General features: G+C 50.8%; 10 protein-coding genes. 5 read left to right on the top strand and 5 right to left on the bottom strand.

The annotated features are described in order from the left end of the window. Positions 1–418: GGDEF domain-containing protein (locus VB081_RS14530; protein ID WP_323401487.1), on the top strand; the 418-nt coding region annotated here is incomplete at its 5' end. Positions 419–481: 63 nt separating this feature from the next. Here the strand turns inward: VB081_RS14530 and VB081_RS14525 are convergent. From VB081_RS14525 to VB081_RS14510, 4 genes are all read right to left on the bottom strand, one after another. Beyond that, complete coding sequence (locus VB081_RS14525; protein ID WP_276982654.1) at positions 482–1,453, bottom strand: Gfo/Idh/MocA family protein; 972 nt, start codon at positions 1,451–1,453, stop codon at positions 482–484. Positions 1,454–1,494: 41 nt separating this feature from the next. Further along, positions 1,495–2,154: a ribose-5-phosphate isomerase RpiA gene (gene rpiA / locus VB081_RS14520; RefSeq protein ID WP_276982655.1), complete on the bottom strand. Its 660-nt coding sequence runs from the start codon at positions 2,152–2,154 to the stop codon at positions 1,495–1,497. Beyond that, positions 2,151–4,064: a PTS fructose transporter subunit IIABC gene (locus VB081_RS14515; RefSeq protein ID WP_276982656.1), complete on the bottom strand. Its 1,914-nt coding sequence runs from the start codon at positions 4,062–4,064 to the stop codon at positions 2,151–2,153. Before VB081_RS14515 ends, rpiA begins: the two co-directional genes overlap by 4 nt. 208 nt (positions 4,065–4,272) lie before the next feature. After that, positions 4,273–5,124, bottom strand: coding sequence for a MurR/RpiR family transcriptional regulator (locus VB081_RS14510; RefSeq protein WP_276982657.1), 852 nt, complete (start codon positions 5,122–5,124; stop codon positions 4,273–4,275). A 213-nt stretch (positions 5,125–5,337) separates the two neighbouring features. Between VB081_RS14510 and VB081_RS14505 the strand changes: the two genes are divergently transcribed. From VB081_RS14505 to VB081_RS14490, 4 genes are all read left to right on the top strand, one after another. Next, positions 5,338–6,150: a DeoR/GlpR family DNA-binding transcription regulator gene (locus tag VB081_RS14505; protein ID WP_323401486.1), complete on the top strand. Its 813-nt coding sequence runs from the start codon at positions 5,338–5,340 to the stop codon at positions 6,148–6,150. Between the two features lie 121 nt (positions 6,151–6,271). Beyond that, positions 6,272–7,753 carry an FGGY family carbohydrate kinase gene (locus VB081_RS14500; protein ID WP_276982659.1) on the top strand — a complete coding sequence of 494 codons (1,482 nt, stop codon included), beginning with the start codon at positions 6,272–6,274 and terminating at the stop codon, positions 7,751–7,753. A gap of 33 nt (positions 7,754–7,786) precedes the next feature. Then, entirely contained in the window at positions 7,787–10,168 is a 2,382-nt protein-coding gene (locus VB081_RS14495) for a glycyl radical protein (RefSeq protein WP_276982660.1), read from the top strand. Beyond that, on the top strand, positions 10,165–11,073 hold the full coding sequence (locus tag VB081_RS14490) for a glycyl-radical enzyme activating protein (RefSeq protein WP_276982661.1): 909 nt from the start codon (positions 10,165–10,167) through the stop codon (positions 11,071–11,073). Before VB081_RS14495 ends, VB081_RS14490 begins: the two co-directional genes overlap by 4 nt. 55 nt (positions 11,074–11,128) lie before the next feature. On the opposite strand, the gene VB081_RS14485 is transcribed toward VB081_RS14490, so the two are convergent. Then, entirely contained in the window at positions 11,129–12,064 is a 936-nt protein-coding gene (locus tag VB081_RS14485; protein WP_276982662.1) for a transketolase family protein, read from the bottom strand. Positions 12,065–12,093 lie beyond the last annotated feature (29 nt).

Here is a 12,093-nt window from a genome sequence, read left to right as displayed (position 1 = left end):
GGATTTAGACAACCTAAAATATGTTAATGACAGCTTTGGCCATGAAGCTGGAGACGTCTATATCCGCACAGCTGCAACACAGCTTTTAGCCGGTAGTCCAGTCGATGCCTTAGTTGCCCGGATGTCCGGGGATGAATTCATTCTATTTTTCTACAATCTGTCGGATATGGTGACCCTTCAAACAGCGGTGTCCAACCTGGAAGAAAATGTCCAGGGCCAATGCGTCATACTGCCTGACAAAAACGGCCACATCCTACATATGTCCGCCGGCATCGCCATTTACCCCACGCATAGCACTAATGCCGACCAGCTCATCCGTTACGCCGACTTTGCCATGTATCAAGGGAAAAAGGGCAGCAAGGGCTGCTTTATCTACTTCGATGCGAGTATTTATGACCAGGACCATCGGCCCCAATAAATGCGGCCAACTAAAAAATCTCCTTGAGCCCACCGCTCAAAGGAGGTTTTTTAGTTCTGCCGCCTATTCGAAGGGGTAAACCATGCCCCACTGATTACGGACCGCAGTTAAGGTAGACATCACATCCCTTATGATGGTCAGGTTTTCCTGCCCGCCCCCGTTGTTGACATAGTCCTCCATATCTGCCACCTCATAGCAAAGGGCATCGTCCGATTCTCCCGAGGTAATGACCTCCTTGCGGCCATCTGCCGTATGGGTAATGGTGGCCTCCGCTGCCCGGGGATACTCGCAGATTTCAATGTAGCCCTCTTCTCCGGCAATAACGCCGCGCTTAGGCTGCTTGGCCCGCATGGTCAGGGCGATGACGGCCATCTGCCCCTCTGGATTTTTCAGGATGATCCCGCTGGTTTCATCCACACCGGTTTCAAAATAATTGGCCGTGGTAAGGACCACATCCGGTGCCGCATCCATAAAATAACGGGCGAAGGACACCGCGTAAACGCCAATATCCAGCAGAGCGCCGCCAGCCAGGTTTTTAGAAAAGAAGCGGTTCTTTACATCGTATTCCTTACAGCTGCCAAAATTAACCTGCACCATCTTCACCTTGCCGATGGTGCCTTCTGCCACCATTTGGTGCAGCTTCTTATACAGCGGCATATGCAGCAGGGTCACGCCATCGCAAATAACCAGTCCACGTTCTTTGGCGATGGCTACGCATTCCTCCAGCTGGCGGCTGTTGACGGTGATGGCCTTTTCGCAAAAGACATGCTTTCCAGCCAGCAGGGCCGCCTTCATCATGGTGTAGTGGCGATTGTGAGGCGTCGCGATATAGACGATATCCACCACGGGATTCGCAAACATTTCCGCCGTACTGCCATAGGCTTGCTCAACCTTGAACTCCTGGGCATAGGCCTGGGCCCTCTCAAGGGTAGTCCCACACACCGCGTAGATGCTGCCGTGAACCTTGGTAAGAGCCGCTCCCATTTCATGGGCGATTAAACCCGTTCCTGCAATACCCCAATGTAGTTTTTTCATGATTCTACCTTCTTTCGTATCCTTCAATCCAATCAAGCGTCTTAACGTACCAGGGTGCAGATGCCATCCACCCCGGCAATGATGGCCGCTGAAGCCATCTGGTAAAACAGCCCTGTTTCCACCACTCCGGGAATGGCGGACAGCGCCGCCTGGCATTCCGCCGGGTTTGGTGCCTCATCGTAATACACATCCAACAGATAATGGCCATCATCAGTAATGGTCTGGCCGGCCTTGGTATCGCTTCTCCGCCAGGCCGTGCGCAGGCCCATGGCCGAAAGCCGAGCCTGTACCAGCCCCGCCGCAGCCGGCAGCACTTCTAAGGGGATGGGATAATCAAAACGTAGTACCTCATCCACCTTGGATTCATCCGCCAGAAGAATGTATTCCTTCGCCAAGGCTGCAGCTATTTTTTCCCGAGTATGAATCCCGCCGCAGCTTTTAATGGCGTTGAGGCGGGCATCCAGCTCGTCACAGCCATCAAAGGCCACATCCAAGTGCCCCACCATCTCTAAAGGTAGGATGGGGATGCCCGCAGCCCGGCACAGGGCCAGGGTATCCCCTGAGGGAGACGCCGCCTGGATGCGCAGCCCCGCTGCTGCCACTTCTTCAATCAACAGGCCCACTGTGGAGCCACCACCAAACCCCACCACCATGCCGTCTGTCAAATGCTTTAACGCCGCCTGGGCGCAGGCCCGCTTCATTTCACGCTCTTTCCGCCGTCAAGGGGCTTCTTTAAAAACCCCAGGACGATACAGCCCGCCGCTGCCCCTACGAGAATGGACACCAGATACATAACCGGGTTGCCGATGGTAGGCAGCACGAAGATACCGCCATGGGGCGCCCTCAGTGTGCATCCAAAGAGCATGGACAGCCCGCCGGCAATGGCCGATCCTAAAATACAGGACGGAATCACCCGCAGCGGATCGCTGGCTGCAAAGGGGATGGCCCCCTCAGAAATAAAGGACAGCCCCATGATATAGTTGACCAGCCCAGACTGACGTTCCTTCACCGTAAAGCGGTTTTTAAAAAAGGTGGTGCACAGGGCGATGGCCAAGGGCGGAATCATGCCTCCGGCCATCACCGCCGCCATGATTTCAAAATTCCCCTCTGCCAACTGGGAGGTGGCGAAAACATAAGAGGCCTTATTCACTGGGCCGCCCATATCCACCGACTGCATCCCGGCAACGACAATACCCAACAGCACCTTGCTGGTGCCATTCATACTGCTCAGTGCACCATTTAAGGTCGCATTGATGGCCCCCATGGCCGGATTGACCAGGGTGGTCACCACTGCTGCGGCCAAAATCCCCATCACCGGATAGATAAGCATGGGCCGGATGCTGTCCAGGGACTCCGGCATCCGTTTTGTCAGCGCCTTAAGCCCCAGAACAATATACCCAGCCACGAAGCCGGCAAACAGTGCCCCAAGGAAGCCCGCATTGACATCTCCTCCGGCGGGGTTCATAAAGGTCGAGCCCGCCCTGGCCACCATCCCGGCGATAAAGCCCACCGCCAAGCCAGGCCGGTCCGCAATGCTCATGGCGATATATCCCGCGAGCACCGGCAGCATCATGTTAAAAGCAAATTCGCCAATGGTTTTTAAATACGCGGCAAGCGGGGTGTTTTTCCCAAAATTAGCCGGATCGATGCTGAAATCATCAAAAAGGAAGGCCAAGGCGATGAGGATGCCCCCACCGATGACAAAGGGCAGCATGTGGGAAACCCCGTTCATCAAATGCTTGTAAAGCTTATGTCCAATGCTCTCCCCACCAGTGGAAGCACTGGCTTCCAGGCCGCCGCCCTCACGGTGATGGACCGGTACACTTCCAGAGAGGATTTCTGTAATCAGTTCCTCCGGCTTGTGGATTCCGTCCGCCACCTTTGTCGAAATCAGGGGCTTGCCATCGAACCGGGCAATGTCTACATTTTTATCCGCAGCGATGATAATGCCCTTTGCCGCTGCAATTTCCTCTGCTGTCAGCACATTTTTAGCACCATCAGCCCCTTGGGTCTCCACCTTGATGGACACCCCCATGGCCCGGCCCTGTTTTTCCAAGCTCTCCGCCGCCATAAAGGTATGGGCGATCCCCGTGGGGCAGGCTGTCACTGCAAGCACAGAGTAATGCCCCTCCGCGGTCTTCTTCGTTTCGCTTTTTTTAAGCTCCTTTTCCACAATCACTTGTAAAAAAGCCTCCGGGGTTTCCGAAGCCAAAAGAGCCTGGCGAAAGCCCTCGTCCATCAGCAGGGTGGACAGCTGGGCTAGGGCCTCTAAATGCACATCCTCCCCGCCCTCTGGTGCCGCAATCATAAAGAACAGCTGCACGGGCTCGCCATCCAATGCCTCGTAATCCACACCCTGGGAGACCACCATGGCCGAAAGTCCCGGACGCTTCACCGCACTGCACTTAGCATGGGGAATGGCGATCCCCCCGCCCACACCCGTGGTGCCCTGGGCCTCCCGATTAAGCACACCTTGGCGGTAAGCCGCCTTATCAGTCAGATTCCCCGACCGATCCATAAGCTCCACCATTAAATCAATGGCCTCTGCCTTCGTTCCAGGACACAGCCCCAGGCCGATGGACGATACCTCCAACAAATCAACGATACGCATGATTTCCTCCTCACGGAAATCGGGCAAGCCCCTTATCTGTCATTACAAATCATTACCCTGTCCGAGCCTATCCGATAATTATTTTCTTTAATAATAATCTCGAGAAAATTATTTTTATATCCATAGTATAGTAGCGAAAATTATTTTTGTCAATATTTTTTTAAGTAAATAATTATTCTTTCATGAGGTGTAGGAGGCTTAACCCACCCTATAATTTTTCATCAGAAATAAGATGCTCGCAGCGGCTCAGCTTGGCGTAGCTTTCCTCCTTACCAACGGTGAGGAAGAGGTATAGGATTTCGATTACCGTCATGGCCGATACCCGTGAAAAACAAAACTCGTTGAGGAAGAGCTTTTCTCGGGTGGCCGTTTGGAGATGGATGTCCACCGCCTGGCCAATGGCCGACTGGGGATTATTGGTAATGCCCACAGTAAGCACCCCACCCGCTTTGGCCGCCTCCACCATTTTGTACACCTGGCGGGATTCCCCAGAATTGGAAATGGCCACCAGCACATCCCCTGGCCGTAAATTAAGGGTAAAAGCCATCTGGGCTTCCCAGATGGTCCCCGCAATGGCACGGATGCCGATTTCACTTAGCTTATAGGCCGCATCCAAGGCCACGGGAATGGTATTTCCCACCGCTACAAACTGCACTGTGCCAGCCCCTTCAATGGCACTAAGCACCACCTCCAAATCCGCTGGGCGCAGCATGGCCACCGTCTGGCGCAGCTCTGCCACCTTATTGGCCAGGATATTATTTAAGGATTGGGCAATCTCCCCCCGGTTGATATCGTTGGAGATGGACACGCTCCCGTCCGTTTCCACAATCTCCCGGGCCAGGCCAACCTTGAGCTGATGGAAGCCCTCCAGCCCGCATTTCCTGCAAAAACGGGAGATGGTAGCCACACTGGTCCCGCTGGCCTCTGCCAGCTCCCCAATGGTAATATCCACCACCGCCTTGGGGTTGTTCATAATATAGGTTGCTACCTTTTTTTCTTGTTCAAAAAATCCATCAAATCCGGCAAAAATCCGATCTAAAATCGTTGGCTCTGTCTGCATTTCCCACCTCCACGAAAATTATTTTCATCTTGTATTATAGCATGAATGATGCTCTGGGTAAAATGGCAGCTGTAGTTAAAATCTCTGTGACAAAATTGACTTTCTATGGTATCATATAAAAATAACTTCTCTTGAGTTTTTGGATGAAATGTATGTTATTTCAATTTTGCCACAAACCTGCAGGAAGTTTTATTTTTTTAGACAACAAAGACTATGGGCTGTCTTTATCAACCTAAATTTACGATGAGGAACGTTAGTTTAATGCTATATATAGAACGAAGAAAAGAAATCCTAGCTATGCTGGTTCAAAGCGGTAGCGTCAAGGTTACAGATTTAGTAGACCTGTTTGATGTCGATGCTACGACGATTCGACGTGATTTAAAGGAGCTTTCAAAAGATCATGCTATTAACATCGTTTATGGTGGTGCTTACTATCAGAGGGAGCCTACCCACGGTGTCGTCGAAATCAATCCAATCCAAAAGCGAACGATCCACTATGAAGAAAAAAAGATTATCGCGAAAAAAGCTGCCGCACTGGTAGAAAACGGAGACACGATCATCATCAACAATGGCGTTACGGGCGAACTAATTCTCGATTATCTAAACGGATTGGAATCCATCAATCTCATTACCCAATCCCTGTCCATTGCTACAAGGGCATCGGCCCTTCCCTTTGTCCAACTCTACCTGCCCGGTGGAAAATACCGACCTTTGTCCGGGATGCTCTATGGTGACCTTGCCTCCAAATCCATCGAACAGTTAAGCGCCAACAAGATTTTCTTTGGCATCCTTTGTGTTTCCATCCAAAATGGTGTCACACACCCTTTCGTAGAAGAAATATCCGTCCTCCAATCCCTCCTCGAAATCAGCCAGCATAAATACCTGATTGCTGATTCCTCGAAATTTGGAAAAGTTTCCTTGGGAAAAGTCACCCAGCTCAACCATTTTGATGCTTTCATCGTCGATAATAATTTTCCTGATATCTATCGTGAATACGCGGAAACCAACGATATCGCCATTATATAAGTTCTGAAGCACACATCATTTTACATGATTGTGCTTTTTTATTGACTAAAAGTGCATAACAATGTATAATGATGTTAAATAAAGCGCGCTTATTACTTTTAAATAAAGAGAGGGTAATAAAATGAACAAGTATGTATTGGTTATCGATGAAGGAACAACGGGGACAAGAGCATTGATTTTTAACCAGAAGTTTGCGGTCGTTGGACAGGCATACGAAGAGTTTACGCAATTCACCCCAAGCGAAAACATGGTGGAGCATGATGCAGAGGAAATTTATCAAAAAAGCATAACCATGTGCAATCGGGCACTTGAATCCGCAAAGCTTTCTGCATCAGATATTGAATGCATCGGCATTACAAATCAAAGGAATACAGGGCTGGTTTGGAATAAAACAACTGGCAAACCATTGTATCACGCCCTGGTCTGGCAGGATTCCCGAATGGGAGAAGCCAGCAATGCCATCAAAGCATCAAGCTTTTTTAATGAGCTTCTGGCCGTCTCTGGTAAAAACATTACACCACATTGTGATGTACTCATTTTAAAATGGCTCTTGGAGCATGTGGAGGGTATCCAGGAAGAGCTTGACCGGAATAACGTCCTCTTTGGAACCATCGATACCTGGCTGGTGTGGAAGCTGACCGAAGGGAGGACCCATGCGACGAGTTTTTCCAACGCATCCAGCAGCGGCTGCATGGATGTTAAGGCTGGCAAATGGTACAAAGCCTTATTCGACCGGGTTGGGGTACCGATGGCATTGTTTCCGGAAATCAAGTCCGAATCTGCCGATTACGGCTACACCGAGGTACTTGGCTCCCGGATTCCCATCACAGGCGTCATTGCCGACCAGCAGTCTGCTTTATTTGCCCAGGGCTGCTTAGACCCCGGGAGTGTGAAATGCACCAATGGCACGGGTAGCTTTATGGATATCAACATTGGCAGTACCTATACGGTCCCCAGTGGTGGTGTCGACACCCTTATCGCATGGAACCTTGGTGGAAAGAACACTTACGCCGTCGAAGGATTTGCCGCTGTCACTGGATCAGCTGTCCAATGGCTGCGTGATGGCCTTAAAATCATTCATTGCTCTGCGGAAGTGGAATCTCTGGCATCCTCCGTCCCCGATACAAACGGGGTATACTTCGTCCCTGGGCTAATCGGACTCATCACCCCCTATCAGGATCCCTTCGCCCGCGGACTACTCATCGGTATCACACGTGGCACCACAGAGGCCCATATTGCCAGAGCCACCCTCGAGGCCATCGCCTTCCGAATCAAGGATATTCTGAATATCGTGGAGGACAACGGTATCCGGATTTCTGAAATAAAAATCGATGGTGGTGCTTCTGAAAACAATCTGCTCGCCCAAATCATCGCAGACTACTGTGACGCGACAGTCATACGGCCCCATTCTGTAGAAGCAACCAGCCTCGGTGCCGCCTTGATGGCATCCCTATACCTCGGCCACACCAACCTGGATGAAGTAAAGGATATGATGTCGGCAGACGCCACCTTCTCGCCTCGGATGGATGCTCAACAGCGCGATGAAACCTACGGAATCTGGCAGGAAGCCGTTGGTCGTTCACTCAATTGGCTCAAGCATTAAACGACAACCACCCATTCACGAGGAGATGATATTTTGAATAAACGTTTTGCAATGATCCGCACGCAGCTTTTGAATCAAATCCCCATGATTTGCATCCAAAGGGCAGAAATCGTCACAGAAGCCTATCAACACTTCGAAGCCTGCCCCGTTATCGAAAAACGTGCCCACGCCCTTGCCGCTGTTTTGCGCAAAATGAGCATTTATATCGATGATGGTGAGCTGATCGTCGGTAACCAGGCCAGCTGCCCCAGGGCGGCACCCCTTTTTCCTGAATACGCCTACGAATTCATCTTAGATGAGCTGGATTCTTTTGAAAACCGAAGTAGTGACCGCTTTATAATTGACGAAGGAAAAAAGGAAACCCTTCGCAAAATCCTGCCCTGGTGGCATGGAAAAACCCTGCGCGACCGTGCTCTGGCACGACAAAGCCAAGCCGTGTTGGACGATGTTAAAATCGGCGTTCTCGGCTGGCAGGGGAATGTATCCTCCGGAGAGGGCCACATTATTCCCGATTACGAAACCATCCTCCGCCTGGGATTTACAGGATTGCAGGCCCGGACAGCTGAAAAAATAGCGAATTTAGATTTAGCCGAGCCCCGTGATTTGGAAAAACTCTCCTTTTACCGCGCCTGTTCCGCAGTGCTTGACGGTGTTTTCCGCTATATCCATCGCTTTGAAATGCTCGCTTCTGAACAGGCAGAGAATTGTACGGACCCTGACCGGGCTGGGGAGCTGCTTAACCTATCCCGATGCTGCCATGACCTAATCTCCCGTCCCCCTGAAACCTTTACCGAAGCCCTCCAGTGCATTTGGTTCGTCCAAGTCATCCTGCACATCGAGTCCAACGGACACTCCCTATCCCTGGGACGGTTTGACCAGTACCTTTTTCCGTTTTATCAAAATGATATCGAACAAGGTATCCTCACATCAGAGCGCGCATATGAGCTGCTGGGCTGCTTCTATCTCAAGCTCTTTGGCAATAACAAGCTGCGCTCCTGGGGGACGACCCAAACCCAGCTAGGCTACCCTACCTACCAAAACATCTGTCTGGGAGGCCAGTTGGCTGATAAGCAGGATGCCACCAACGCTTTATCCTACCTTTGCCTTGATGCATTGGATGAAATCCATCTTCCGGAGCCCAATATCTACATCAGGGTACATCCGGGGACACCCCAAGCTTTTCTCAAACGGGCTATTAAAATCGTGAAAGCCGGTGTCGGTATGCCGTCCTTCGTTAATGACCAAGTCATCATCCCCGCCCTGGAAAAACGGGGGATTCCATCATCGGATGCGCTCAATTATTCCACCATGGGCTGTACTGAGGTCCAGGTCCCTGGTAAATGGGGCTACCGTGCCAATGGAAAAAGTAAAATAAACCTGCTGCGCATTTTAGAAATCGTGCTGAACGGCGGTATTGATGCCAAAACCGGCATACGGGTCATCAAAGGCCTTCAGCCACTACGAGAATGCACCTCCTTTGATGAGATTGAGGCCGGTTATCACAAGGCCATCGACTATTACATGCGCCTCCACGTCATCGCCGACAATACCAATGAAATCGCCATGGCTGAGATGGTTCCCGATGCTTTTTGTTCCATGCTGATGCAAGACTGTCTTGGACGGGGACAGGCCATCAAAGACGGCGGAACAGTGTACGATATGGTAAGCGGAACCCTGGTCGGTATTCCAAACATCGGCAATGCACTCTATGCCATTAAAACCATCGTCTTTGATAAAAAGCGTATTTCTCCTGATGAACTGCAGGATGCATTGGCCACCGATTTTTCCAGCAAAAAAGGACGCTCTATCCAAGCCCTGTTAGAAAATGCACCAAAATATGGCAATGATCTCCCAGAAGTCGATGAACTGACACGCAGGACCTCAGATTACTATACCCAGCAGATTTATAACTATAAAACCATGCGAAACGGCAAGGGCCCCATCGGGTGCTGCTACACAAGCTCCACAGTCACCATCACTGCTAATATCCCCTGTGGTGCAGCGGTTGGGGCTACTCCCGATGGCAGAAGAGCCGGCGCACCGACGGCAGAAGGTGTTTCCCCCGCAAGGGGAACCCTAAAGAACGGTCTGACCGCCGTATTTAAATCCGTCGGCCGATTATCCAACGATTTATTCACCGGAGGCCAGCTGCTCAATGTGCGTATTAACCCTGACACCCTGGTCAGTGAAGCCGAAGAGGACAAGTTTGCAGCCATCCTCCGGACTGCGGGCGATTTAAAATGCTGGCATTCCCAGTACAATGTTCTCTCTGATGAAACTCTGCGGGATGCCCAGGCCCATCCAGAAAATTACAAGGACCTTATGGTCCGGGTTGCCGGGTACAGTGCACTGTTCACCTCATTAAACCCAGAGCTGCAAGAGGACATTATCGCGCGAACACAGTTTAATTTATGACGAAGGCTAAAATATTTAATATTCAACGCTACGCCATCCACGACGGGCCGGGCATCCGTACCACCGTTTTTTTCAAAGGGTGCCCCCTCGAGTGCCGTTGGTGCTGCAATCCGGAATCCCAGAGGGTAGCAAGCGACCTGTCCTACAACTCAAACCAATGTATTGGCTGCAGCACTTGTATCAGCGCCTGTTCCAAGCATGCCTTAACCCTCACCGCTGATACAATCCAAATCAACCGTTCATACTGCCATGACTGCCAATCCTTTACCTGCACCACTGCCTGCCCCTCCGGCGCTTTAACAAACTACGGAAAATACGTCAGCGTGGACGAGGTCATGGCCGAAATTGAAAAGGATGCGGCCTTTTATCAAAATTCTGGCGGTGGAATGACAGCAAGCGGGGGAGAACCCCTGCTGTGGCCCCAATTCATTGCAGCATGTTTTTTACGATGCCAAGCCCAGGGATTTACCACAGCGGTAGAAACCACACTCCAGATTCCCTGGAAAAATATACGCACAGTGCTTCCCTATACCAATTTATTTTTATGTGATATTAAACATACCCAGGCTGACCGCCTGCGCCAGTGGACAAAGGGTGATGCCAAGCAGATTGCCCATCATCTGCGGATGCTCATTGAGGCGAATGCTAAAGTGCTTGTCCGTGTTCCGTTGATACCGGGATTTAATGCCGATGAAAACAGCATCCGCGCCATTTGTGCATTCGTCAAATCTCAAGGGCTCCACGAAATTTCACTCCTCCCCTTCCATCGTTTGGGAGAAGGCAAATACCTAGAGCTTTCCAGACCCTATGCGTTTCATGGCATCAAGCCGATTGCAAAAGAAACACTTACCACGCTACGGTGCATCCCGCAGGATTATGACATCCGCCTCGTTGAGGGTTTATAGCCTATAGAAAAGGAGCCCAGCTAGCTGGACTCCTTTTCGTTCGTTCTATATAAACCTATTTTCGGCCCACAGCCTTCTTAGCCGCTTCCACAATGGCAGCGGTGTTCAGATTATAATGTTCCAGCACATCCACAGCTTTACCAGATTGTCCAAACTGATCCATAATCCCGACTTTTTCCACCGGAGCCGGCAGGGTTTCAGCCAGTACTTCACACACCGCACCCGCTAAACCGCCGATGATCGAGTGTTCTTCTGCGGTAACGATGGCACCGGTTTCCTTAGCAGCAGCGACAATGGCATCCCGGTCAATGGGTTTAATGCAGCCCATATTTAACACCCGGGCACTAATCCCTTCACCAGCCAGAATTTCAGCGGCTTCCACAGCCTTTTCAACCATCAAACCGATGGCGATGATGGTAACATCAGTCCCTTCTTTCAGGGTGACCGCCTTACCCAGTTCGAACTGATAATCTTCCGGCAGGATGACTTCTGTTGCCAGACGACCCAGACGTAAGTATACCGGTCCGTTCAATTCGACGGCAGCATCCATCATTCGCTTGGTTTCTACGGCATCTGCCGGGACCAGGACCGTCATATTGGGCAGGACACGCATCAGGGCAATATCTTCCACAGATTGGTGGGAACCCCCATCTTCCCCAACGGAGAGTCCCGCATGGGTACAGGCCACTTTGACATTCATCTTAGGATAGCAGATGCTGTTCCGAATGACTTCAAAAGCACGACCTGCTCCAAAGATGGCAAAGGTACTGGCAAAGGGAATTTTCCCAGTAGTCGACAGGCCTGCAGCCATGCCCATCATATCACATTCTGCAATCCCAGCATTAAAATGGCGTTCTGGAATGGCTTTTTTAAAGTCAGCGGTCTTGGTGGCGCCGGAGAGGTCGGCATCCAGGACGACGATGTTTTCATTCTTTTCGCCCAATTCCACCAGGTATTTTCCGTAAGCTTCTCTCGTTGCGATTTTGCTCATATTCGATTCTCCTATCTCTAATCTCACTT

This window comes from Christensenella sp., assembly GCF_034927525.1.
GTDB lineage: Bacteria > Bacillota > Clostridia > Christensenellales > Christensenellaceae > Christensenella.
Note: the sequence above shows the minus strand (reverse complement) of the source record. Positions and strands in the feature narration are given on the sequence as shown.